This window comes from Mesorhizobium sp. PAMC28654 (assembly GCF_020616515.1).
Taxonomy (GTDB): Bacteria; Pseudomonadota; Alphaproteobacteria; order Rhizobiales; family Rhizobiaceae; genus Mesorhizobium.
Genome location: NZ_CP085135.1, coordinates 1,416,336 through 1,439,705 on the forward strand (window position 1 = coordinate 1,416,336; position 23,370 = coordinate 1,439,705).

At 61.7% G+C, this 23,370-nt stretch carries 26 protein-coding genes and 3 pseudogenes; 20 read left to right on the plus strand and 9 right to left on the minus strand.

Going from position 1 to position 23,370, the window contains the following annotated elements:
• The first annotated feature begins 49 nt into the window (after window positions 1–49).
• The gene (gene purB, locus LGH82_RS07270; protein WP_227347881.1) at window positions 50–1,351 is read left to right on the plus strand and encodes an adenylosuccinate lyase; all 1,302 of its coding nucleotides are present in this window, start codon (window positions 50–52) and stop codon (window positions 1,349–1,351) included.
• A gap of 8 nt (window positions 1,352–1,359) precedes the next feature.
• Window positions 1,360–2,088, plus strand: a complete 729-nt coding sequence (locus LGH82_RS07275; RefSeq protein WP_227347882.1) for a metallophosphoesterase family protein — start codon at window positions 1,360–1,362, stop codon at window positions 2,086–2,088.
• 18 nt (window positions 2,089–2,106) lie between these two features.
• Here the strand turns inward: LGH82_RS07275 and LGH82_RS07280 are convergent, their stop codons facing one another.
• Window positions 2,107–2,922, minus strand: a complete 816-nt coding sequence (locus LGH82_RS07280; RefSeq protein WP_227347883.1) for a VOC family protein — start codon at window positions 2,920–2,922, stop codon at window positions 2,107–2,109.
• A 245-nt stretch (window positions 2,923–3,167) separates the two neighbouring features.
• Here LGH82_RS07280 and LGH82_RS07285 point away from each other — a divergent pair, with 245 nt between their 5' ends.
• Window positions 3,168–3,725: an RBBP9/YdeN family alpha/beta hydrolase gene (locus LGH82_RS07285; protein WP_227347884.1), complete on the plus strand. Its 558-nt coding sequence runs from the start codon at window positions 3,168–3,170 to the stop codon at window positions 3,723–3,725.
• Window positions 3,726–3,752: 27 nt separating this feature from the next.
• Here LGH82_RS07285 and LGH82_RS07290 read toward each other — a convergent pair whose 3' ends face one another.
• Together LGH82_RS07290 and LGH82_RS07295 are read right to left on the minus strand one after the other, a co-directional pair.
• A complete protein-coding gene (locus tag LGH82_RS07290; protein ID WP_227349512.1) occupies window positions 3,753–4,526 on the minus strand; it encodes an HpcH/HpaI aldolase family protein in 774 nt (257 codons plus the stop codon).
• A gap of 258 nt (window positions 4,527–4,784) precedes the next feature.
• A pseudogene (locus LGH82_RS07295) lies at window positions 4,785–5,009 on the minus strand (DUF1476 domain-containing protein); the annotation flags it as partial.
• Window positions 5,010–5,285: 276 nt separating this feature from the next.
• Here LGH82_RS07295 and purC point away from each other — a divergent pair.
• The 7 genes from purC to LGH82_RS07330 all read left to right on the plus strand — a co-directional run bounded on the left by purC (window position 5,286) and on the right by LGH82_RS07330 (window position 9,115).
• A complete protein-coding gene (gene purC, locus LGH82_RS07300) occupies window positions 5,286–6,080 on the plus strand; it encodes a phosphoribosylaminoimidazolesuccinocarboxamide synthase (RefSeq protein ID WP_227347885.1) in 795 nt (264 codons plus the stop codon).
• Window positions 6,081–6,117: 37 nt separating this feature from the next.
• Window positions 6,118–6,360, plus strand: coding sequence for a phosphoribosylformylglycinamidine synthase subunit PurS (gene purS / locus LGH82_RS07305; protein ID WP_227347886.1), 243 nt, complete (start codon window positions 6,118–6,120; stop codon window positions 6,358–6,360).
• Between the two features lie 19 nt (window positions 6,361–6,379).
• Window positions 6,380–6,634 (plus strand): DUF1664 domain-containing protein, encoded by a 255-nt coding sequence (locus LGH82_RS07310; protein WP_227347887.1) that lies wholly within the window; start codon window positions 6,380–6,382, stop codon window positions 6,632–6,634.
• Window positions 6,631–7,299, plus strand: a complete 669-nt coding sequence (gene purQ / locus LGH82_RS07315; RefSeq protein WP_227347888.1) for a phosphoribosylformylglycinamidine synthase subunit PurQ — start codon at window positions 6,631–6,633, stop codon at window positions 7,297–7,299. The genes LGH82_RS07310 and purQ overlap by 4 nt, the downstream gene beginning before the upstream one ends.
• A gap of 67 nt (window positions 7,300–7,366) precedes the next feature.
• Window positions 7,367–8,032 (plus strand): glutathione S-transferase family protein, encoded by a 666-nt coding sequence (locus LGH82_RS07320; RefSeq protein ID WP_227347889.1) that lies wholly within the window; start codon window positions 7,367–7,369, stop codon window positions 8,030–8,032.
• Between the two features lie 2 nt (window positions 8,033–8,034).
• Window positions 8,035–8,448 carry a hypothetical protein gene (locus LGH82_RS07325; protein WP_227347890.1) on the plus strand — a complete coding sequence of 138 codons (414 nt, stop codon included), beginning with the start codon at window positions 8,035–8,037 and terminating at the stop codon, window positions 8,446–8,448.
• A gap of 4 nt (window positions 8,449–8,452) precedes the next feature.
• On the plus strand, window positions 8,453–9,115 hold the full coding sequence (locus LGH82_RS07330; RefSeq protein ID WP_227347891.1) for a Pr6Pr family membrane protein: 663 nt from the start codon (window positions 8,453–8,455) through the stop codon (window positions 9,113–9,115).
• Window positions 9,116–9,131: 16 nt separating this feature from the next.
• Here LGH82_RS07330 and LGH82_RS07335 read toward each other — a convergent pair whose 3' ends face one another.
• Entirely contained in the window at window positions 9,132–9,320 is a 189-nt protein-coding gene (locus LGH82_RS07335; RefSeq protein ID WP_413771432.1) for a DUF1127 domain-containing protein, read from the minus strand.
• Window positions 9,321–9,470: 150 nt separating this feature from the next.
• Between LGH82_RS07335 and LGH82_RS07340 the strand changes: the two genes are divergently transcribed.
• The 5 genes and pseudogenes from LGH82_RS07340 to LGH82_RS07360 form a co-directional block, all read left to right on the plus strand.
• Window positions 9,471–10,883: a PLP-dependent aminotransferase family protein gene (locus LGH82_RS07340; RefSeq protein ID WP_227347893.1), complete on the plus strand. Its 1,413-nt coding sequence runs from the start codon at window positions 9,471–9,473 to the stop codon at window positions 10,881–10,883.
• Window positions 10,884–11,044: 161 nt separating this feature from the next.
• Window positions 11,045–13,080 (plus strand): annotated as a pseudogene (gene purL, locus LGH82_RS07345) (phosphoribosylformylglycinamidine synthase subunit PurL); the annotation flags it as partial.
• Between the two features lie 190 nt (window positions 13,081–13,270).
• Window positions 13,271–13,774 (plus strand): hypothetical protein, encoded by a 504-nt coding sequence (locus LGH82_RS07350; protein ID WP_227347894.1) that lies wholly within the window; start codon window positions 13,271–13,273, stop codon window positions 13,772–13,774.
• Between the two features lie 128 nt (window positions 13,775–13,902).
• Window positions 13,903–14,136, plus strand: coding sequence for a BolA/IbaG family iron-sulfur metabolism protein (locus LGH82_RS07355; protein ID WP_227347895.1), 234 nt, complete (start codon window positions 13,903–13,905; stop codon window positions 14,134–14,136).
• Window positions 14,137–14,276: 140 nt separating this feature from the next.
• A pseudogene (locus tag LGH82_RS07360) lies at window positions 14,277–14,897 on the plus strand (class I SAM-dependent methyltransferase); the annotation flags it as partial.
• A 6-nt stretch (window positions 14,898–14,903) separates the two neighbouring features.
• Here LGH82_RS07360 and LGH82_RS07365 read toward each other — a convergent pair.
• Complete coding sequence (locus LGH82_RS07365) at window positions 14,904–15,695, minus strand: phosphodiester glycosidase family protein (protein WP_227347896.1); 792 nt, start codon at window positions 15,693–15,695, stop codon at window positions 14,904–14,906.
• Window positions 15,696–15,860: 165 nt separating this feature from the next.
• Here LGH82_RS07365 and grxD point away from each other — a divergent pair, with 165 nt between their 5' ends.
• Window positions 15,861–16,196 carry a Grx4 family monothiol glutaredoxin gene (gene grxD, locus LGH82_RS07370; RefSeq protein WP_227347897.1) on the plus strand — a complete coding sequence of 112 codons (336 nt, stop codon included), beginning with the start codon at window positions 15,861–15,863 and terminating at the stop codon, window positions 16,194–16,196.
• Between the two features lie 88 nt (window positions 16,197–16,284).
• Window positions 16,285–17,553, plus strand: a complete 1,269-nt coding sequence (locus LGH82_RS07375) for a multidrug effflux MFS transporter (RefSeq protein WP_413771433.1) — start codon at window positions 16,285–16,287, stop codon at window positions 17,551–17,553.
• Between the two features lie 54 nt (window positions 17,554–17,607).
• On the opposite strand, the gene LGH82_RS07380 is transcribed toward LGH82_RS07375, so the two are convergent.
• From LGH82_RS07380 to rpsD, 3 genes are all read right to left on the minus strand, one after another.
• Window positions 17,608–18,435 carry an inositol monophosphatase family protein gene (locus LGH82_RS07380; protein ID WP_227347898.1) on the minus strand — a complete coding sequence of 276 codons (828 nt, stop codon included), beginning with the start codon at window positions 18,433–18,435 and terminating at the stop codon, window positions 17,608–17,610.
• Complete coding sequence (gene ttcA, locus LGH82_RS07385; RefSeq protein ID WP_227347899.1) at window positions 18,425–19,303, minus strand: tRNA 2-thiocytidine(32) synthetase TtcA; 879 nt, start codon at window positions 19,301–19,303, stop codon at window positions 18,425–18,427. The genes LGH82_RS07380 and ttcA overlap by 11 nt, the downstream gene beginning before the upstream one ends.
• 107 nt (window positions 19,304–19,410) lie before the next feature.
• On the minus strand, window positions 19,411–20,028 hold the full coding sequence (gene rpsD, locus LGH82_RS07390) for a 30S ribosomal protein S4 (RefSeq protein ID WP_023759539.1): 618 nt from the start codon (window positions 20,026–20,028) through the stop codon (window positions 19,411–19,413).
• Window positions 20,029–20,405: 377 nt separating this feature from the next.
• Between rpsD and LGH82_RS07395 the strand changes: the two genes are divergently transcribed.
• Both LGH82_RS07395 and LGH82_RS07400 read left to right on the plus strand, forming a co-directional pair.
• Window positions 20,406–20,603 carry a hypothetical protein gene (locus LGH82_RS07395; protein ID WP_227347900.1) on the plus strand — a complete coding sequence of 66 codons (198 nt, stop codon included), beginning with the start codon at window positions 20,406–20,408 and terminating at the stop codon, window positions 20,601–20,603.
• Window positions 20,604–20,821: 218 nt separating this feature from the next.
• Entirely contained in the window at window positions 20,822–21,460 is a 639-nt protein-coding gene (locus tag LGH82_RS07400; RefSeq protein WP_227347901.1) for an NAD(P)-dependent oxidoreductase, read from the plus strand.
• A 152-nt stretch (window positions 21,461–21,612) separates the two neighbouring features.
• Here LGH82_RS07400 and LGH82_RS07405 read toward each other — a convergent pair whose 3' ends face one another.
• Complete coding sequence (locus LGH82_RS07405; protein WP_227347902.1) at window positions 21,613–21,801, minus strand: DUF3008 family protein; 189 nt, start codon at window positions 21,799–21,801, stop codon at window positions 21,613–21,615.
• A 165-nt stretch (window positions 21,802–21,966) separates the two neighbouring features.
• Between LGH82_RS07405 and LGH82_RS07410 the strand changes: the two genes are divergently transcribed.
• The gene (locus LGH82_RS07410) at window positions 21,967–23,349 is read left to right on the plus strand and encodes an RNB domain-containing ribonuclease (protein ID WP_227347903.1); all 1,383 of its coding nucleotides are present in this window, start codon (window positions 21,967–21,969) and stop codon (window positions 23,347–23,349) included.
• Window positions 23,350–23,370: the final 21 nt, after the last annotated feature.

The window sequence follows — 23,370 nt, forward strand, 5'->3', positions numbered from 1 at the left end:
CCTCTGTTAGGACGCGGGCAACGCAACGCGACGCTGGAAATCAACAAATATGATCCCTCGCTATTCCCGGCCGGAAATGGTCGCCATCTGGTCGCCCGAAACCCGGTTCCGCATCTGGTTCGAGATCGAGGCCTATGCCTGCGATGCGCTGGCAGAACTCGGCGTGATCCCTAAGGAAGCGGCAAGAACCATCTGGGAGAAAGGCAACGCGGCGACATTCAACGTCGAGGCAATCGACGAGATCGAGCGCGTCACCAAGCATGATGTCATCGCCTTCCTGACCCATCTCGCCGACTTCGTCGGACCCGACGCGCGTTTCATCCACCAGGGCATGACCTCGTCGGACGTTCTCGACACCTGCTTTGCGGTGCAGCTTACGCGGGCCAGCGACATTCTTCTCGCCGACATCGACGGTCTGCTCGCCGCGCTCAAGCGCCGCGCTTTCGAGCACAAGGACACCGTCACCATCGGCCGCAGCCATGGCATCCATGCCGAGCCGACGACCTTCGGCATCAAGCTGGCGCAGGCCTATGCCGAGTTTTCGCGCTGCCGCGAGCGGCTGGTGCATGCGCGCGAAGACATCGCCACCTGCGCGATTTCGGGCGCGGTCGGCACCTTCGCCAACATCGAACCCTATGTCGAAGAGTATGTGGCGGCAAAGCTCGGCCTGAAGCCGGAGCCGGTGTCGACGCAGGTGATCCCGCGCGACCGCCACGCCATGTTCTTCGCCACGCTCGGCGTCATCGCTTCGTCGATCGAGCGGCTGGCGACCGAAATCAGGCATCTGCAGCGCACCGAAGTGCTGGAAGCGGAAGAGTTTTTTTCGCCTGGCCAAAAAGGCTCGTCGGCGATGCCACACAAGCGCAACCCGGTGCTGACCGAAAACCTCACCGGCCTCGCCCGCATGGTGCGCTCCATGGCGCTGCCGGCAATGGAGAATGTAGCGCTCTGGCACGAGCGCGACATTTCACACTCCTCGGTCGAGCGCATGATCGGTCCGGACGCGACGGTGACGCTCGATTTCGCGCTGTCGCGGCTGACCGGCGTCGTCGACAAGCTGCTCGTCTATCCCGAGAACATGCTGAAGAACATGAACAAGTTCCGCGGTCTCGTGCATTCGCAGCGCGTGATGCTGGCGCTGACGCAGGCGGGCCTGTCGCGTGAGGATTCTTACCGCCTGGTGCAGCGCAATGCCATGAAAGTGTGGGAGCAAGGCGCTGATTTTCTTGAGGAATTATTGGCCGACAAGGAAGTCACCGCCGCCCTGCCGGAAGCCGAGATCCGCGAGAAATTCGACCTCGGCTATCACACCAAGCATGTCGATACGATCTTCAAGCGCGTATTCGGATAGGATCTTTGATGCGGCTGGCTGTCGTTTCGGACATCCATGGCAATCTTCGCGCGCTGGAGGCGGTCCATGCGCGCATCAAGGAAAGTTCTCCAGACATCATCGTCAATCTGGGTGACTGTGTCTCCGGCCCGTTGTGGCCGGAGGAAACCGCGCAATACCTGATCACCGAGAACTGGCCGACCGTGCGCGGCAATCACGACCGGGTTCTGATAGAGCCGCCGGTTTCCGGGTTGGAAGATATCGATGCCTTTACCCACCGGTGTCTCTCCGGGGCATCCTTGGCCTGGCTTTCGAGCTTGCCAACCACCCTGCTCCTAACTCCGGAAATCCTGCTGTGTCACGGCAGTCCAGACAGCGACGAGACGTTCCTGCTCGAGGAAGACGGCGGCAATCACTTCTATCCGTCCGGGGAAGACCAGGTCAGGCGCAAGCTCGGACGTGCCGTTGCCGGGCTTGTCTTGTGCGGCCATACACATACGCCACGCGTCGTGCATCTGTCCGACAGTCAGCTGATACTCAATCCCGGCAGCGTTGGCGTCCAGGCCTTCCCCGGCCTCACCGTGACCGGTAGCCCGCATGCCCGCTTCGCGATCGCCACACGCGCCGACGGAGGCTGGTCGTTCAGTCACAGCATGATTGGCTATGATTGGACGCAAGCCTCCGCACGCGCGGCGGCAGCTGGATTCGCCAGTTGGGAGCATGGGCTGCTGACAGGCTTCGGAGCGATGTCGGGGTAAGATCCGAACGGAGCCTCCTCAGCCAGCCTTGCCAGGCACCGTCCTGATCACCGTGCCCCACGGATCCTCACGCGTCGTTGCGTCCGTCACATTGTCCGAACGCATCTCGACCCAAGCCAGACCGGACCGGGCGGGATCGCGGCGGCCGGCGCCCGGGCTCTGCCAGGCATTGGCGCCGATGTGGTGATGATATCCACCCGACGACAGGAACACCGCCTGGCCGCCATATTTCGCCACGGTGTCGAAGCCGAATTCCTGGTTCCACCAGGCCTCGGCGTCTTCCGGCCGGCCGACACGCAGGTGGACATGGCCGACAATGCTGTTTTCAGGCGCGCCTTGCCAACCGGCATCGCTCGCCGGGACTTCGGCAAGGACGGACGGGACGTTCAATCGTTCGGTCGCCATCGCCACCTTGTCGCCATTCCACTTCCAGTCCTGCGGGCGGCGGTCGGCATAAATCTCGATGCCGTTACCTTCCGGATCGGTAAGATACAGCGCCTCGCTGACCAGATGGTCGGAAGCCCCCTCGATGGCGATCTTGTCGGCGATGGCGTGATTGATCCAGCGGCCGAGATCGGCTCGGCTCGGCAGCAGGAATGCGGTGTGGAACAGGCCGGCGCTGCGCGGATCGTCGGGCTTGGCCGCGGCATCCGCCTCGATGACGAGCAGCGGACGGTTGGCCGCACCCAAGGTGATCGCGCCATCGGCCCGGCTCAATTCCCGCAGGCCGACAACCTTGCGATAGTAAGCGGCGAGGCTTTCGGCATCGCGCGCCTTCAATCCCACACGAGAGACGCTGACGGGGGTCGTGGCGGCAAAAGGCAGTTCACTCATCTGATGCTCCGTTCGAGCGGCCACCGAGGAAACGCCCCACGCGAGGTACCCAGCGCCACCAATTATTGTACGTCGTGTCAGTCCCAAAATCCCGGCCCATCCACGGCTGTTTCTTTCCTCTGACAAATCGTTGATCACGATCGTTCACACAAGACAGCAATAAGCGAACATGGTGTTCACCTTTTCGATCGCCGGCGCATTCCGAGACGGTTGCATGAAGCGACAACGCTCGCTATTTCAGCGCCATGAAGGTCAAGGACGCAGATATTCTCATCGTGCCGGGCTACACCAATTCGGGGCCCGAGCATTGGCAGAGCCGCTGGCAATCGAAACTGTCGACGGCGCGCCGAGTCGAGCAGGCGGAATGGTCGAAGCCGGTGCGCGAGGACTGGACGGCAAGCGTGGCGAAAGCGGTCAATGAGGCCGAACGCCCGGTCGTCATCGTCGCGCATTCGCTTGGCGTCGCGGCGGCCGTCCAGGCCATACCGCGGTTCCGGCGGCCGGTCGCGGGCGGCTTCTTCGTTGCGCCGCCCGATGTCGCCAATCCGGAGATGAGGCCGAGGCACTTGATGACCTTCGGCCCTTACCCGCGCGATCCCCTGCCGTTTCCATCAATCGTGATCGCTAGTCGCAACGACCCGTTCTGCGCGTTCGACGTGGCCGAGGACATTGCCGGGGCCTGGGGCTCCCTGTTCATCGACGCCGGCGAGACCGGTCACCTCAATGCGGATTCCGGCTTCGGGCCGTGGCCCGAAGGATCAATGACCTTCGCCAAATTCCTGACGGATCTGAAGGCTCCATGATCCGCCGGGAACGGACGGAACCCGGCTTCAAGCCTTGATCGAATCCTGCATGCTTTTGAGCAGGGTTTTCGCACCCAGACCGATCAGCGCGTGCTCCGATCCCATGGCGAGCAGCCTGTAGCCCATCGACACGACACGGCCGGCAATTGCCGGCTCGACGACATAGATCGCGGCATGCTTGCCGGCCTTGCGGGTACGCTCGGCGACCGACGCCACGGTCTCCATCATGCTTTCCAGTGTCGAATTGACCGTCGCGCCATTGGTCCACGCAATCGAGAAATCCGACGGACCGAGGAAGATGCCGTCGATGCCCGGCGTGTCGAGGATGCCGTCAAGCGCATCAAGCGCGGCGCGGGTTTCGACCATGGCGAAGGCCATCGTGCGCTGGTTGGTGTCGCGCAGCCAATCGGCCTGGTCGCCCTTGCCGTGGCGCGGGAAGGCATAGGTAGGCCCCCAGGACCGCTCGCCGAGCGGCGGGTATTTCATCGCTGCCGCAAACAGCTTCGCGTCGGCAACGGAATTGACCATCGGTGCGATAACCGCCTCGGCACCAAAATCGAGCGCGCGGCTCGCCATGTCAAAGCGGCCGACGGGAATGCGCACCAATGCCGGCTTGTTGGCGGCCAGCACCGGGACAAGGCCACGCAGAACGCTGTCTTCATGATGGCCGCCATGCTGCATATCGAGTGTTACCGCATCAAATCCCTGTTTGGCGACGATTTCGACGGTCAAGGCATCCGGGACGCCGGACCATGCGGTGAATAGGGTTTCATCGGCCGCGAGGCGGGACTTCAGGGACATGAACTCTTTCCTTGTTAACGTCAGCAGTTTCAGCCGGAAACCGCCGCAAAGGCAAAGAAACCGCCCGGCTAGGCCGAGCGGTCGATTGGGCCAGTCATTCTTTGTTTGTCGCAGGTTCTGTCGCAACCGCAGGACACTTTTGCAAAACCTGCTTGGCTGGATCAGGTGTTCTTGATCTGCTCGATCGCCTGCGCCATCATTTTCATCCATGGTGCGGCGGATCTGATGGTCCGACTGGTCGACGCCCGCCGCATCGAAATCCTTGCGGATCTTGCGGAAAACATCGTGGTCGCCGGCTTCCTCGATGTCGGAGATCACAACCTGCTTGGCATAGGCCTCGGCATCGGCGCCGGACTTTCCAAGCTTCTCGGCGGCCCACAAGCCCAGCGTCTTGTTGCGGCGTGCCGAGGCCTTGAACCGAAGTTCCTCGTCGAACGCGAACTTGCGCTCAAAGCCCTCTTCGCGATCCTTCATGCTGCTCATGGCATCCCTCCGATGGAAATCGATTCGCTGGTGGTGGTGTATATGTGTTGGCGAAGCACAAACCAAAAGGTCGCGGACGGGTCAATACGCTTCATCGCATGCTGCGCTGCGGCATTTCGGTCGCGAAACCAGTTGATTGGAAGGATTTGCCGATTGAGCAAACGATGTGATTGGGATAGACCCGGCATTGAACCCCAACCGTCGCCGCACTATTTCAGGCAGACGGACAGGAACTGGTCGCTTGCCGCCTGCCCGCAAATCCAGAGAAAAATTCATATGAAAAATCGCCGCCGCATTTATGAAGGCAAGGCCAAGATCCTCTATGAGGGACCCGAACCGGGCACGCTGATCCAGTTCTTCAAGGACGATGCAACCGCGTTCAACAAGAAGAAGCACGAGGTCATCGACGGCAAGGGCGTGCTCAACAACCGCATTTCCGAGTACATCTTCAACCACCTCAACCGCATGGGCATTCCGACCCACTTCATCCGCCGGCTCAACATGCGAGAGCAGCTGATCAAGGAAGTCGAGATCATTCCGCTCGAAGTGGTTGTCCGCAACGTCGCCGCCGGTTCGCTGTCCAAACGCCTGGGCATCGACGAAGGCACCGTCTTGCCGCGCTCGATCATCGAGTTCTATTACAAGGCCGATGCGCTCGACGATCCGATGGTGTCGGAAGAGCACATCACCGCGTTCGGGTGGGCGAGCCCGCAGGAGATCGACGACGTGATGGCGCTGGCCATCCGCGTCAACGACTTCCTTTCCGGCCTGTTCATGGGCGTCGGCATCCAACTCGTCGACTTCAAGATCGAATGCGGCCGCCTGTTCGAGGGCGACATGATGCGCATCGTGGTCGCCGACGAGATTTCGCCGGACTCCTGCCGCCTGTGGGACGTGGCGACGCAGGACAAGCTCGACAAGGACCGTTTCCGCCGCGATATGGGCGGACTGGTCGAAGCCTACCAGGAAGTGGCCCGCCGCCTTGGCATCATGAACGAGAACGAGCCGCCGCGCCCCGCCGGGCCGGTGCTTGTCGCGTCGACCGATGGCATCAAAGGCAAGCCGCACTGATACCTAGACAAGATTTTCGAACAGGAGCGTTTCCAGCGTGATCAAGGCCCGCATTACCGTCACCCTCAAGAATGGCGTTCTCGACCCGCAAGGCAAGGCGATCGAACATGCGCTGTCCGGACTGGGCTTCGATGGCGTGGGCCTTGTCCGGCAGGGCAAGGTGTTCGACGTAGAGCTTTCGGAGTCCGACAAGGCCAAGGCCGAGGCCGACCTGAAGGCCATGTGCGACAAGCTGCTGGCGAATACGGTGATTGAGAATTATAGTGTGACACTTACCTGAGGTTGTGTCGGAGGGGTTGGTGGCCGAGATCGATGGAAGCTTGATATTTGAAGTCCTCAAGTCCATTCAATCCCGGCTGGACAGAATGGATTTGACGCTTGGAGAGGTGAAGTCCGAGCTTGGCTCCATTCGCGGCCACCTCATCGCCACGGAGGGTGACGTGAAGAACATCTATGGCGTGCTTGCCCGCCAGGATGGCCGTCTTGAACATATCGAACGGCGCCTAGACCTGCGCGAACTTGCCGAATCCCAGAGGCCTTACGAACCGAAATGAAATCAGCCGTCGTCCTCCTCCCTGGCCTCAATCGCGACCGCGACATGATCGCGGCGCTGACCAAGATTTCCGGCACGCCGCCGGTCACGGTCTGGCAGACCGATACCGAAATCCCCGATGTCGACCTGATCGCCATTCCCGGTGGCTTTTCCTTCGGCGACTATCTGCGCTGCGGCGCCATCGCCGCGCGCATGCCGGTGATGCGGGCGGTCGCCGAAAAGGCGGCCAAGGGTGTCACGGTCATCGGCGTCTGCAACGGTTTCCAGATCCTGGTCGAGGCCGGCCTTTTGCCGGGCGCGTTGATGCGCAACACCTCGCTGAAATTCGTCTGCCGGCAGGTCAAGCTACAGATCACCAATGCCAACACCATGTTCACCCGCCGCTACCAGCCGGGCCAGATCATCCGCTCGCCGGTGGCGCATCACGATGGCAACTATTTCGCCGACGCAGATACTCTTGCCCGTCTCGAAGGCGAAGGCCAGGTGGTGTTCCGCTACGCGGACGGCACCAATCCCAATGGCTCGATCAACGATATCGCCGGCATCATCAACGGCCAGGGCAATGTGCTCGGCCTGATGCCACATCCCGAGAACCTGATCGAAGCGGCGCATGGCGGCAATGATGGAAGAGCGCTGTTCGAAAGCGCCCTCGGTATCGCCGCTTGACGGTTGCGGCCGCAACCTTGAGAATTGCGGACAAATCAAAATCATAACATTGGGGAGAAACACGGTCATGAAACTCTATTCGCGGCCGTTGTCGCCCTACTCGTCGATCGTGCGGGCGCTGGCCTACATCAAGGACGTGCCGCTCAAGATCATCGCGCCGCCAGCTGGATTTCCCATCCCCGAGGAATTCCGCGCCATTTCGCCGCTCAACCGGATTCCGGTGCTGATCACCGGTTCCGGCGAGACGATTGTCGAGTCGGTGGTCATCGCGGAATATCTTGAAGAGCGGTTTCCCGAGCCGGCGCTGCTGCCGCCAGATTCGAAGGATCGCGCGCTGGTGCGCATGTTTGCCCGCATCACCGATCTCGATGTGCTGGCCCCGACAATGAAGCTTTTCGAGCTTCATTTCGTTCCTAAGCGCAACGAGGCGGAGATCGCGGCGCAGTTCGCCCGCCTGCATCATGGACTGGCCGCTGTGGAGGCCCGGATGGCGCAAGGGCCCTTCGCGCTGGGCGATGACATCAGCTTCGCCGATGCATGGCTGACGCCGACGCGGTTCATCTTCAACAATTTCCGCGCCATGACAGGACATCACGACCTGCTTGATGCCTATCCCAAATTCGATGCCTACGAACAGATCGCCTTGCAGCACCCGGCGTTGTCGCGCGTCTGGGGCGAGATGACGGACGGGCTGAAGATCTTCCTCTCCGAGCTTGAAATGGGCGCCGCGTGATCATGAAACAGACGACCGTTCGCCTCGCCCTCGTCGCCGCGGCCGGCCTTTTGATTGCCTCCTGCCAATCGAGCCCGAAGAGCAGCGCACCGGTTCCATCGAGCAAAAGTGCCGCACTTCTCTCCATGGAACAGGTGGCGATCGCTGCCCACAAATGCTGGATCGCGAGCAAGGACCCGGCCTTCAAATCCTATCAGATGGCCAATGAGCTGAACTCGTTCAGCGGCACGCCGCGCTTCCTGCTGGTTCCGGCCAACCATTATGGCGGAAAACCCTTGCTGGTCGTGCAGGCCAAGGGCAATTCGAGCCGTGTCGACGCGTTCGGTCCACTGATGACCCAACCGCTTGGCGCGCGCATCGGTTCGGACATTGCCCGCTGGCAAACGGGTAATCCATCCTGTAGCGCGGCGGCATAACGCTTTGGGCCGGTTCCTGCAGGTTGCGGGTCTGGTCATCGGTCTGGCCGGGCTTGTCCTGCAGTTCTGCATCACCATCCCGGCGTCGATGGACGCCGGTCGCGGTTTCCTCGGCTCGATCGTCTTTTATTTCAGCTTCTTCACGATCCTGACCAATATCGGCGCGGTGCTTGTCTACGCGTCGCTACTGTCTCCCAGCCTATACGCTTGGCTGCCTGCCTTCGCCGGACCGCGCATGCGAGCGGGCGTCACGGTCTCGATCGTGCTGGTCTTTCTCGTGTACGCAACGGTGCTGGCCCCGCTGGAGCAGTTGCAAGGCCTGTTCCTGCTTTGCAATATACTTCTGCACTATGTGACGCCGGTGCTGTTCGTGCTGTGGTGGCTGGCGGCTGGCGCTGACGGGTCAACGCGATGGCGCGACATGTCCTGGTGGGTGCTCTATCCCCTAGCCTATCTGGCCTATGCGCTGTTGCGCGCGCCGGTCGCCGGTGAGGTGCCCTACCCCTTCCTCAACGCCGCCAAGAATGGCTGGACGAGCGTGGTGATCTGGTCGCTCGCGATCACCGCGCTCTTTCTTGTCCTGTGCGTGGTCGCCGTCCTTGCGGACCATGGCGCCGCCCGCATCCGAGCACTGAATCGACGACCGAGCGCCCCGAAGAAAACCTGATGCGCGCCGGCCGTTCTCAATCCCAGAGCGATCGGATGCCCTCGCGATGGGCATCGCAGCGGGATATGCCGATGTCCTTGAGCTGATCGTCGGTCATTTCGAGCAATGCCAACCGGCCGCGCCGGCGCTCCACCAGGATGTCGATCCAGAGGAAGAACGACGTGACCACCCGCACGAGGCGGCGGACATAGCCGCGCCAGCCCACGGGGCGCGCAGCCTGTCCAAAGACACCGACGTGATGAATTGTCTCTATTGTACCCATTTTATTTCTACCAAAGCTTCCGATTGGACCCTTTTTGCCACGCAATTCATATGTATTGACTCATTGTGCGGCGCAATATAGAAAATTGTCACCATGACAAATTGGCTTCCCGACCTCACCATTGGCTCCGGCCCGCTCTACCAGCGCCTTGCCGATGCCATCGAGTCCGACATCGACAAGGGCACGATCGACCCGGGAGCAAAATTGCCACCACAACGAGATCTCGCCTACGATATCGGCGCGACCGTCGGCACGGTCGGCAGGGCCTACCAATTGCTCCGCGAGCGCGGGCTGGTGAGTGGAGAGGTCGGACGTGGAACCTATGTGCTGGGACAACGCCCGGACGGCGCCCAACCCGACTTGCTGCCCTCGAACGACGAAGGCACGCGATACATCGATGCGCCCCGCGACAAGTTGCGGTTCGACAGCACGGCGGCGCCGGATATCGGCCAAGGCGCTGTCGTCGCCGACGTCCTGTCGCGCACGGCGCAGGACCATCCGCACGAGATCTCGAGCTACACGCGCGATTTTCCGGACCGCTGGTACGAAGCCGGCGCCCGCTGGCTGTCGCGAAACGCCTTTCGCCCGGCAGCCGACGCCATTGTTCCCACGCTCGGCACCCATGCCGCGGTGATGGGTGCGATCGCGGCGCTGACCACGCCCGGCGATTATGTTGCCTTCGAGCACCTTACCTACTCGCAGATTTCCCGCAGCGCTGGCCTGATCGGCCGGCGGACGGCACTGGTGGCCTCGGACGAGGAAGGCGTCGATCCCGATGATTTCGAGCGCGTCTGCGCGCAAAAACATCCAAAAATGATCTTCCTGATGCCAACTGCGCAGAATCCGACACTGGTGACCTTGTCGGCTGAGCGTCGCGCCGCAATCGCGCGTGTCGCGCGCGAATACAATGTCGTCCTCATCGAGGACGATCTCTACGGCAACCTGACCGATGACCCGACGCCGCTACTCGCCGAATATGCGCCCGAGCAAACCATCGTCGCTGGCGGCCTGTCGAAATCGGTCGCGGCCGGTGTGCGCGGCGGCTGGCTCTCCTGCCCTCCTGCCTATCGCCACCGCATCCGCGTCGCGCACAAGATGATGACCGGCGGCATGCCTTTTCTGCTGGCGGAGGTGAATGCCCGGCTGGTGCTGTCCGGCCAGGCGAGCGATATCCGCAAGGGCTGCATCGCCGAAATTAGCGCCCGCACCGCGATCGTGCGCGAGACTTTGGCCGGCTTTGCGTTCAAGTCACATGACAAGGTGCCCTTCGTCTGGCTCACCTTGCCTGACCCGTGGCTCTCCGGCACCTTCAAGAACGCCTGCCTGGAGCACGGCGTGCTGATCGACGATGAGGACGAGTTCAAGGCTGGCCGCTCCGAACAGGTCTTTCACGGTGTCCGCTTCGGCGTTTCGCAGCCAAGGCAACGCAAGGACATCGTTGAAGGCGTCGCGGTGATCCGTAGGCTTCTCGACGAGGGCCGCGCCGGCTACGACAGCTTCTCCTGAGCCGAAGGGCTTCGTGGCAAGGGATTACTGGCTGCTGGGGATTGCCCTGTGGCTTTGTCCGGTTTTCGAACGTTTTTCGTCGAAACATGGGTGTATCGACCTGTCGGCTTGCGATAAGAACGGACTCAAACTCCCAACGCCCCGGATAAAAATCGCCGCTCATGACCATTTCCAATTCCGTGCCGATCACCCCTGAGCTCATCGCCGCGCATGGGCTGAAGCCCGACGAATATCAGCGCATCCTCGACCTCGTCGGCCGCGAGCCGAGCTTCACCGAACTCGGCATCTTCTCGGCGATGTGGAACGAGCACTGCTCCTACAAATCCTCGAAGAAATGGCTGCGCACCCTGCCGACCACCGGGCCGCAGGTCATCCAGGGACCGGGCGAGAATGCCGGTGTGGTCGACATCGGCGACGGCGATTGCGTCGTCTTCAAGATGGAGAGCCACAACCACCCATCCTACATCGAGCCCTACCAGGGTGCGGCGACCGGCGTCGGCGGTATCCTGCGCGACGTCTTCACCATGGGCGCGCGGCCGATCGCGGCGATGAACGCGTTGCGCTTCGGCGCGCCTGACCATCCCAAGACCCGACATCTCGTCTCCGGCGTGGTTTCAGGCGTCGGCGGTTATGGCAACGCCTTTGGCGTGCCGACGGTTGGCGGCGAGGTCAATTTCGATGCCCGCTACAACGGCAACATCCTGGTCAACGCCTTTGCGGCGGGCCTGGCGAAGACCGATGCTATCTTCCTGTCGGAAGCCAAGGGCGTCGGCTTGCCTGTCGTCTATCTCGGCGCCAAGACCGGCCGCGACGGCGTCGGCGGCGCCACCATGGCGTCCGCCGAATTCGACGACAAGATCGACGAGAAGCGCCCGACCGTGCAGGTCGGCGATCCCTTCACCGAGAAATGCCTGCTGGAGGCCTGCCTCGAACTGATGGCCTCGGGCGCGGTCATCGCCATCCAGGACATGGGTGCGGCCGGCCTCACCTGTTCGGCGGTCGAAATGGGCGCCAAGGGCGACCTCGGCATCGAGCTCGATCTCGACAAGGTGCCGGCGCGAAGAGCGCATGAGCGCCTACGAGATGATGCTTTCGGAAAGCCAGGAGCGCATGCTGATGGTGCTCCGCCCCGAAAAGGAAAAGGAAGCCGAGGCGATCTTCCACAAATGGGGTCTCGACTTCGCCATCGTCGGCAAGACGACCGACGATCTGCGTTTTCGCATCCTGCACCAAGGCGACGAGGTCGCCAATTTGCCGATCAAGGATCTTGGCGACAAGGCGCCGGAATATGACCGTCCCTGGACCGAGCCGAAGAAGCCGGCGCCGCTTGCCGCAAATGACGTTCCGCAGGCCGATGTCGCCGACGCGCTGTTGAAGCTGCTCGGCGGACCGGACCTGTCCTCGCGCCGCTGGGTTTGGGAGCAGTACGACACGCTGATCCAGGGTAATTCGCTGCAGCTTCCCGGCGGCGATGCCGGCGTGGTGCGCGTCGAAGGTCATCCGACAAAGGCGCTTGCCTTCTCGTCCGATGTGACGCCACGCTACTGCGAAGCCGATCCCTTTGAGGGCGGCAAGCAGGCGGTGGCCGAATGCTGGCGCAACCTGACCGCTACAGGTGCCTTGCCGCTGGCGGCCACCGACAACCTCAATTTCGGCAATCCGGAACGGCCTGAGATCATGGGCCAGTTGGTCGGTGCGGTGAAAGGCATCGGCGACGCCTGCCGCGCGCTCGGCTTCCCGATCGTGTCGGGCAATGTCTCGCTCTACAACGAAACCAACGGCCAAGGCATCCTGCCGACGCCGACCATCGGTGGTGTCGGATTGATCGCCGACTGGTCGAAGATGGTGAGGACCGGTTTCGCCGCCGAGGGCCAAATGATCCTGCTGGTCGGCGCTCCCGCTTCCTGGGGAACGCATCTCGGCCAGTCGGTCTATTTCAGAGACATCCACGGCCGGACCGACGGCCCACCGCCGCCGGTCGATCTCGAGCATGAAAAGCGCGTCGGCGACCATGTGCGCGCCTTGATCGCATCGGGCATCGTCACGTCGGCTCATGATGTTTCCGATGGTGGTATCGCCGTGGCGCTGGCCGAAATGGTGATGGCGTCAGGTATTGGTGCCACCGTTCCGGGGCTTGTTGGCACCGATCCGATCCCGGTCTGGTTCGGCGAGGACCAGGGCCGCTATCTCCTGACGCTGTCGATCGATCCGCACGGCGACGAATGGGACGCCATTCGCAAACAGCAGGCCGAACTCGGCATCTTCGCGCCATGGATCGGCTCGACCGGCGGCACCGAGCTGAAGCTCGGCGAGGCGCGGGCTGTTCCTGTCAACGAATTGACCACCGCCCACGAAGGCTGGTTCCCGCGCTTCATGGACCAGGCCAGTTGACCAGACTGGCTGCCCGGGCGCTGCTTGCAGTCGTTTTCTGGCCGTCGCTGTTCTTCTTCTGGTTCCTCGGGCCCTTCGTCTTTTTCCTGCTGTCGACGACCTCAAGCGAGGTTTGCGCCAGGCTGGAAACACGCGCCGAGTTCCTTGCCGCTGCCAACGGCACCATTCCAATGCTGGCCGTGCAGAACCTGATCTATGCTATTCCGATCGTCTGCCTGGTGCTGTGGGGCCGCCTCTCGCCGGAGCCGGCGCGGGCAAGGCATATTGTCACCTGTATCAAGCTTTTCGTCGTCGCGGCGGCTACAGGGGCGCTGTGGGAGTACGGTTCGTCGCTTGTCTGTGACGGCTACGGCCAGCCGTTCTTCTCGCCGCCATGGCGGATGACGAGCTATCTTCCCATTGTCAGCCTGGTCATCAACGTTCCGCTTTATGTACTGGTGTTCAGCCTGGGCCGCGCCTTCTCGACCCGCGAGGACGAGCCGGGAACTGAAGCAAGCTAACATATCGGCTCAACGCCCGTGCCTCGTGGCAATGGAACAGAACGGCTTCAATCCGGACCAGAAAGGCTTTAGGTTCTGGCGAGTCAGACGCATGGCCGCATATCGGCCGCTTGAAACAGGATTTTGCCATGGCAATGGATGCCCACGACATCGAAAAACTGATCAAGGACGGCATTCCGGACGCCAAGGTGACGATTCGTGACCTTGCCGGCGACGGCGATCACTATGCGGCAGAAGTGGTGGCAGAGAGCTTTCGCGGCAAAAGCCGCGTGCAGCAGCACCAGATGGTCTACAACGCGCTGCAGGGCAATATGGGCGGCGTGCTGCACGCACTGGCGCTGCAGACCAGCGTGCCCGACTAAGGCATTTTCCATTCCAACGCAGAGGCGGCCAAGATGACCAGCGAACGCCCGTCGCCAAGCCAGCCTATGCTTCGTTTGCCGATCGCTACGATGCGCTTGCTCCAACCAAGCCGCACAATGCGCTCTACGAACGCCCGGCGTCCCTGGCCCTTGTCGGCGATGTCGCCGGGCTCGACATCCTCGATGCCGGCTGCGGTTCCGGGATCTGCACGGAAAAACTGGCCCGTGCCGGCGGCCGTGTCCGCGCCTTCGATGTCACGCCGGAAATGACGGCTTTGGCCCGTGAGCGATGCGCCGGGCTCGACGTGGATATCCGGGAAGGCGACATGTCGAAGCCGCTGGACTGGATCGCCGACCGCAGTGTCGACGGCGTGCTTTGCTCGCTGGCGCTCGACTATGTCGAGAACCTCCAGCCGGTGTTCGCCGAATTCCACCGCGTCGCCCGGCCGGGTGGCTGGCTGGTCTTCTCCATGGGCCACCCCATGCGGGACTGGGCGGATGTGCGCGCCAGAGGTCAAAAGACCTATTTCGAAACCAATCGCTGGGGCATGTACTGGAGCGGCTTTGGCGAACCCAATCCCTATGTCGAATCCTATCGCAGGCCGCTTGGCGATATCCTCAACGGTCTTTCCGGCACTGGCTGGGCACTCGACCGTTTCGTCGAGCCGCTTCCCGTAGCCGAAATGCAAACCGTCGACCCCAGGCATTTTGCCGAACTGAGCCTGGCGCCCGCGTTCATTTGCGTGCGCGCGCGAAAATAGCCGCGCCTAGCGCTTAGCAGTCACGGCAATGATCGGCCCTGCCGGAAATTTTCCGCCAACGATCATCCTGCTGCCGTCGGACAGTGCCGAAATGGCTCCGTCGAAGAACAGCGCATTAGGGCACTGGAGCGCGTCGCGGAACAGTCGCGCGAAGCTGCCTAGACTGACTTGCGAACGTGAGATCGCCAGCACGATGGTGCCGTCGACCCGAACGCCGACGCCGTTGCGGATGAAACGCGACGTGCCGTTCTCTTCGAAACGCGGATGAATCTGGCCATCGATGACCAACATCGGGCCGGACTGGGTGGCGAACATCGCCTCGGGTTTCGCGGCGGCGAATGCCGTCGTTTCCATGACTGCCGCCTTGCCGTCCTTTCCGATCATGAAGACACCATTGGGCTTCAGGAAGAAATTGCCGGCGCCATCGGCGGGATTAAGTGGCGCCACCTCTTGCCCGTTCTCGACGAGAAGTCCGACCGGCGCCAGATCCTCATGATACATGCCGGCGTTCATGGACAGGAGGACCGGCCTTCCCTGCTCCGACATCGCGCTGTCGAACGTCTCCAGCGAGCCGAAGGCCTTGCCGTCATTGCCCTTGAGGAAAACAGCAACGTCGTAGCCGCGAGGGTCGATCTCGCAGACGACATAGGGAACCGCCTCGAAATCGAGGCTGCGACAAGGCCCCGGCAATTCGCCGCCGACCACGAGGGGCGCACGCACCGGCGACCGCCACCAGATCAAAGCCAGCGAAACAACAAGAACGACGGTCAGCAATCCGGCGAGGTATCGGGTTTTCATCATTTTTCATTGAAAATGGAGGGGCTTGGGCGCTTGGCCCAATATCAGGCCATCCTTTACGCCATTTGAGCCGCAACGCGGCAAACGTCTTGTTTCGGGCAACCTATGGGTTTATTTGAAAGGTATGTTTCGAGCCTGACTCCCACAGGCGTGAAAGGATTCTTCATGAGCGGTATCAACGACTACATCGACAACGAAGTGAAGGGCAACGAAGTCGTGCTCTTCATGAAGGGCACGCCCGGTTTCCCGCAGTGCGGATTCTCCGGCCAGGTGGTCCAGATCCTCGACTATATCGGCGCCGACTACAAAGGCGTGAATGTTCTGGACTCGGCCGAACTGCGCCAGGGCATCAAGGAATATTCCAACTGGCCGACGATCCCCCAGCTCTACGTCAAGGGTGAGTTCGTCGGCGGCTGCGACATCATCCGCGAGATGTTCCAGGCAGGCGAACTGCAGACGTTCCTCGTCGAGAAGGGCGTGAGCGTCAAGGGCGCCGCCTGAGTTCTGCTTTGTAGTCCCGGCGACGGGAACAAGACGAGCCAATGCGCCGGCCCGCCGGCGCATTTTCGTTTGAAAGATCGGATTTACCGTGGACCAGCCAACCATAGCGCCGCAATCGGCAAGCAAACTGCCCATTCCGCGCTGGGAGTTCATTGCGCTGTGCGCGGCGCTGATGGCGCTGAATTCGCTGGCCATCGACATCATGCTGCCAGCCCTGCAGCAGATCGGCGCCTCCCTTGGCGTTGAAAATGAAAATCACCGCCAGTATGTGGTTACGGCCTACATTCTTGGCTTTGGCGGCGGACAGCTTTTCTTCGGGCCTGTCTCCGACCGCTTCGGGCGCCGAGCGCCGCTGGTTGCCGGGCTGGTGATCTATGTTGCCGCGGCAGCCGCGGCCGCCATTGCGCCAAGCTTTGAAACACTTCTGCTGTGCCGGGTCGTGCAAGGCATTGGCGCGGCCGCGACCCGCGTCATCGCCGTCTCGATCGTACGCGATACGTTCGACGGTCGGCGCATGGCCGAGGTGATGTCGCTGATCTTCATGGTGTTCATGGCCATTCCGGTCATCGCCCCCGGCATTGGCCAGTTCATCATGCTGTTCGCGAGCTGGCATTGGATCTTCATCACCATGGCGATCGGAGCGCTGGTCGTGTCGACCTGGTCGCTGCTGCGGCTGCCGGAAACGCTGCATCCCGAATATCGTCGGCCGCTAACGGTATCATCGGTCCTGGGCGGTTTCCGCATCGTGCTCACCAATCGCATCGCGCTCTGCTACGCCTTTGCCAGTACCTTCATCTTCGCCGCCATGTTCGGCTTCATCGCCTCGGCGCAGCAGATCTACGTCGACATATTCCACGTCGGCGAGATGTTTCCGGTCATCTTCGCTGGTGTCGCCGGCGTGCTCGCGTTCTCCAACTATCTGAACTCGCGCCTTGTCGGCCGTATCGGCATGCGCCGCCTGTCGCAGAGCGCGCTGCTGCTGTTTCTTGTCATCAGCCTGGCGTGGCTCGTGGTTTCGTTGGAAATGCGGATGCCGCTCTGGCTGTTCATCGCCTTCTTTGCCAGCGCCATGCTTCCGTTCGGTGCGCTCGGCGCCAATTTCAACGCGTTGGCCATGGAGCCGCTCGGGCAACTCGCGGGCACGGCGTCGTCGATCCTGGGTTTCATGCAGACGTTTCTCGGCGGCATTCTCGGCACGCTGATCGGCCAGGCCTTCAACGGCACTGTCACGCCGCTCGCAGCCGGTTTCTGCAGCGTGTCGGTGGCTGCACTGCTGATGATCCTGCTCGCCGAGCGGGGTAAGATGTTCCAACCGCACAACCCACCCGTTTCGGGGCACGTCACCGATCTGCACTAACTAATATTTGTCGGTCGGCAGCCCTGTCGGCTATCGCCAGCGTAGGAACTGATCCTATTCCGCCCAGATTTCGCGGCGCAGTTCTCGCCAGCTTTCCTTGTCGGGCGCAACGAGAAGCCCGCCGTCGATATGCGAGGGCAGATAGGCGCTACCGTCGAAACGTGCCGCATGGCCGCCTGCCTCGGCATGAATCAGAACCCCAGCCAGGTGATCCCAAGGCATCAGCTTGTTGTAGACGACGAAATGGGCATGACCACTGGCCAGCAAGCGGTATTCATGCGCCGCGCAGCGATAGGCGAATTGCGACAGTGTCTTCGTCTGGTTGCGCGCCAGGCGTGAGCGCTCAGGCTCGGCCATGTACTGCCAGGAAACGGAGCCGGTCATTTCCGAAATCGGCACGCGTGCTGCGACCGCAACCTTCTCCAGGCTGCCATAGGAGTGCTTTATGTGGCTGCCTGCGCCCTTCGCGCCGATCAGCCAGTCCTTGCCAACCGGATCGTGGATGATGCCGGCTACCGTCTCGCCCTTCACCACCACAGCCATCATGACGCCGAACAGCGGCATGCCGGAGGCGAAATTGAACGTGCCGTCGACCGGGTCGATGACGAAAGCGAGATCGGCATCGCCGAGGCCCTGCAGCAGCGCCGGATTGTCGGAGCACGCCTCCTCGCCGACGATCATCGCCGACGGGTAGCGCTCGCGCAGCCTGGCGGTGATCAGCCGCTCGGCGTTCACATCAGCCTCCGTCACCAGATCCGCCGGCGAGGTCTTCTGGCGGATATCGCCAGCGCCCAGCCGACGAAAACGCGGCATGATTTCGGTTTCGGCTGCCTCGGCAAGCATGGTTGCGAGCCAGTCGATAGCGGTGTCGTCAAATGTCATCGGGATTATCTTGCCGTTCGCCGAGGGTTTCGTTGAGGCTCGCGAAATCAAACAGCTTCCGGTCGAGCAGGTGTGACGGTCGGGTGTTGGATAGCGCGCGGAGCATCGTATCCTTGCGGCCGGGCATGCGTTTTTCGATATCGTCGAGCATCGCCTTCATGGCATTGCGTTGCAGTCCTTCCTGGCTGCCGCAGAGGTCGCAGGGAATGATCGGAAAGCGCATGGCGTCGGCGAATTTCTCGAGGTCGACTTCCGAGCAATAGCTCAACGGCCTGAGCACCATGACGTCGCCGTCGTCATTGAGCAGCTTTGGCGGCATCGCGGCAAGACGACCGCCATGGAAGAGATTCATGAAGAAGGTTTCGAGAATGTCCTCGCGATGGTGGCCGAGCACCAGTGCCGAACACCCCTCCTCCCGCGCGATCCGGTAGAGATGACCGCGCCGCAGGCGCGAGCACAGCGAGCAATAGGTGCTGCCCTCGGGAAGCTTGTCGGTGACGACCGAATAGGTGTCCCGATACTCGATCCGGTGCGCAATGCCATGGGCATTGAGGTAGTCCGGCAATATGTGTTTTGGAAAATTCGGCTGGCCCTGGTCGAGATTGCAGGCCAGCAGTTCGACCGGCAGAAGTCCGCGCCATTTGAGATCCAGCAGCAGGGCAAGCAGGCCGTAGGAATCCTTGCCGCCCGACAGCGCGACCAGCCAGCGATCGCCCGGTCTCACCATCGAGAAATCCTCGATCGCCTGACGGGTGAGCCGCAGCAGCCGCTTACGCAGCTTGTTGAATTCGACCGACGACGGCACGTCGGCGAACATCGGAAAAAAGCCGCCTTCGACGTCGGCGATTGGCTCTGACAAGATGTTCATGGCGCGGCGCTTTCAGTGAACCCGAGCGCCCGGATTAGCGGACATGACCAGCAAAGAAAAGGCCGCCTCGAAGGGCGGCCTTTCCTATATCGAAAAATCGAGGTCGATCAGCGCGAATAGAATTCGACGACCAGGTTCGGTTCCATCTGCACCGCGAACGGAACGTCGGCGAGACCGGGGATGCGCGAGAAGGTCGCGACCATCTTGTTGTGATCGGCTTCGATGTAATCGGGCACGTCGCGCTCGGCCAAGCCCACCGCTTCCAGAACGATGACCAGCTGCTTCGACTTTTCGCGAACTTCGACGACGTCGCCCGGCTTGCAGCGGTACGAACCGATGTTGACGCGCTTGCCGTTGACGTTGACATGGCCATGGTTGACGAACTGACGGGCGGCGAAAATGGTCGGCACGAACTTGGCGCGGTAGACGACCGCGTCGAGACGCGACTCGAGCAGGCCGATCAGATTCTCGGAGGTGTCGCCCTTGCGGCGATCAGCCTCTTCATAGACCTTGCGGAACTGCTTTTCCGAAACGTCGCCATAGTGACCCTTCAGCTTCTGCTTGGCGCGCAGCTGCAGGCCGAAATCGGAAAGCTTGCCCTTGCGGCGCTGGCCATGCTGGCCGGGGCCGTATTCACGCTTGTTGACCGGGGACTTCGGGCGACCCCAGATATTTTCGCCGAGACGGCGGTCGATCTTGTACTTCGCGGATTCGCGCTTGCTCATCGCATTCCCTTTTCAAAACAACACACCCGGAACCTCATGGTCCGGGTGAAGGAAACGCGCCCTCCTCTGGCCCCCGTTTTCGAGGCCTGACAGGGCTTTCCCACGCAACGCGGCGGAAAGCCCACGGGACACGTCATTTCAAACAAGACCAGAACAGGTTAGGCTGGCTGGTCTTGCGTATACAAAAGAAACCACCGAGCATTGCGGCCCGGTGTTGTCGGGGTGGTTAGACGGAGTTTCATCCGGTGTCAAGCTTGTCACCGGAATGGCTGACGGCAACCATATACCATTTTCGATGTTGATGCAGTGCCGGATATGGCGGGAGGTTGCGCCAACGGAATCAGGAACTGACTGGAGCTAGAGGAGCCCGACTAAACATGAAGAAGTTCTTCCTTACCCTGGCCGGAGCGGCAGTGCTGGCAGGTTCCATGGCGGTTGCGCCGGAACCGGCAATGGCAAGGCACTGGCATGGACATAAACCGGTTTGCCGTATCATCGTGAAAAAGAGGGTCGTGTGGCGTCATGGCCACCGCAGGGTCATCGTCGAGCGCGTGCGCCGCTGCCATCGTTGGTAGGCGGCTCACGCCCGTGATCCCAACCGGGACCGCACGGCGGTATCAACATGGAAATTGATATTCAGGGCCTGCGAAACACATCGCGGGCCCTATTTCATGACCAGTTCACCGAGGCGGCGGCGTCGAACGATATCCATGCCGTCGCCGAGATGTCTCAATTCGAGGACCGCCCATACGACAACGGAAAAGCGAGACAAGGAAAGGCAGAGGAGACATTCATGAAAATCGCTCTTATCGGCGCATCAGGCTTCGTCGGCGCCGCCGTGCTCAAGGAAGCAATCTCACGCGGCCACTCAGTCACCGCGATCATGCGCAATCCGTCAAAACTGGCGCCACAGGCCGACGTCGGCGCCGTCAAGGCGGATGTCTCGGACAGCAAGCAGCTGGCAACGATACTGGCCGGACATGATGTCGTCATTTCCGCCTTCAATGGCGGCTGGGGCGATCCGAAGATCTATGACAAGCATCTGGCAGGATCGAGGGCCATCGTACAAGCGGCCAAGGCCGCAGGCGTTCGCCTGATCGTCGTCGGCGGCGCCGGCAGCCTGCACGCGCCGGATGGCAGCCAGTTCGTCGATTCGCCGCACTTCCCCGAAGCCTACCGCGACGGCGCCCGCGCCGCACGTGACGCGCTTGCCGAAATCCGCGAGGAAAAGGGCCTTGAGTGGTCCTTCCTTTCGCCCGCCGCCCAAATGGCCCCAGGCCAGCGAACAGGGAAATTCCGTCTCGGTGGCGACCAGCCAGTGCTCGACAAAAAGGGCGAAAGCCATATTTCAGTCGAGGATCTTGCCGTTGCGCTGGTCAACGAAGCCGAAAAGCCCGAGCACACGGGCAAGCGCTTCACGGTAGGCTACTGACCACCGCTGCAAGACAGCGCTGCCGAAGAGATCAGTCTAAAGCCTGTTCCATCACGATGGAATTGGGATACGGCTCTATCTTCTTGTTTGAGCATGATCTCTGGACAAACGGGGACCGTTTGTCCGAGAAAACCGGTTCCCACTTTTCGGGATCATGCCCTAGACTTCTTCTCCGGCAGCCCCTTGCGCTTGGTTTCGGCGAACTCCTCGAGCTGCTTTTCGCTCATGGAATCGTACATTTCCCGAGATGCGCCTATCAACTCGCTCTTCTTGGTCTCGCCGCGCTTGGCGGACAGGGCCGCGCCGGCGGCTTTCTGCTGGGCTTTTGATGTGGCTGGCATGGTTGGTTCTCCTTCGTGGTCAGAGGAGAAACGCCGTGTTTCGGTCGCGGTTCCAGCGCCAGGCCCAGTTCCTCACCCGGCGGCTGCCAGCCTGTCAGGCGGCCGGCTTTGGCGATTTTCGTTGGCAACCTTCCTGTATGAATGGCGCCAGTGTAGGACGGCCACATGAAATCACTGACCGATCCTACACAAGCACTCTCCACCGGCCTGGCGAAAATCCGCGCCGAATTCCACGTGCCGGATGGATTTCCAGCGGTCGTAATGGCCGCTGCGGAGGCGGCGGCCAAACGTACGCCGAACCAGCATGCCGATCGAACAGCCATGCCCTTCGTCACGCTCGATCCGGCAAGCTCCACCGATCTCGATCAGGCGTTCTCGATCGAGCTGAGCGGCGGCGATCTTCTGCTGCACTACGCCATTGCCGACGTGGCCTGGTTCGTCGAGGACGGCGACGCGATCGATCGCGAAGCCTGGACGCGGGGCGAGACATTTTATTTGCCCGACGGCAAGGCCGGCCTCTACCCGCCGGTACTTGCCGAGAGTGCCGCGAGCCTGTTGCCGGATGGACCGCGCCCTGCGGTCGTCTTCACAGTTCGGGTCGCGGAGGACGGTGCAGTGAAACTGGACGGCGCGGAGCGGGCAATCATTCAAAGCCGTGCGAAGCTCGCCTATGACAGCGTGCGGGCCTCCGATGTCCCGGCCGGGTTCGCCGAAATGGCGCGGCGCATGGCTGTGAATGAAAAGGGTCGTGGCGCTTCCCGCGTCGACCCACCCGAGCAGGAAGTGGAAAGGCTCGCCGATGGCACATTCCGGCTTTCGTTCAGACCGCTGCTGCAATCCGAGCAAGACAATGCCGCGCTTTCGCTGGCCGCCAACATGGCGATTGCCGACGCCATGTTTGCGCACCATACTGGGTTGTTCCGTGTGATGTCAGAACCAGACGATTTCAAGGTGCAAAGACTGCGCAACGCGGCACAGGCCCTGGGACAGTCTTGGCCGGCCACCACCAGCCTACGCGACTATCAGCGAACCCTTGACTCGACCGATCCGCAGCAGGCGGCGCTGATGCTGGAAATCCGCCACGCAAGCCCAGGCGCGTCTTACCAGCCCTACAAAGAGGGTGTTGTGCCCTGGCATGAGGCGATGGCGGCGACCTATGCCCATGCAACCGCGCCACTTCGGCGACTGGCCGATCGATACGTCGTGCGCTGCGCGCTGGCTATTGCCAACGGCCAGCCCGTGTCGCAGGCTGTCACCGATGCGTTCGCCAGATTGCCGAAGGTGATGGGACGTGCGGATAGCCGCGCTTCGCAGATCAACCATGCGGCCATCGACCTTGCCGAGGCGGTAATGCTGAAGGGACGCGTGGGGGAGACCTTCAAAGCCATTGTGACCGATCTAGTCGACCATGGCGTGCGCGTCCAGCTTGCGGACATGCCTGTCGTTGCCAACCTGAAGGCCTCCGGGCTCGGACAGGGTGATAGTCTGAAGCTAAGGCTGGTCTTGGCCGATCCGTATCAACGCAGCATCGTCTTCGAACCTGTTTGAGCGGCAGACACTTCCGCCACC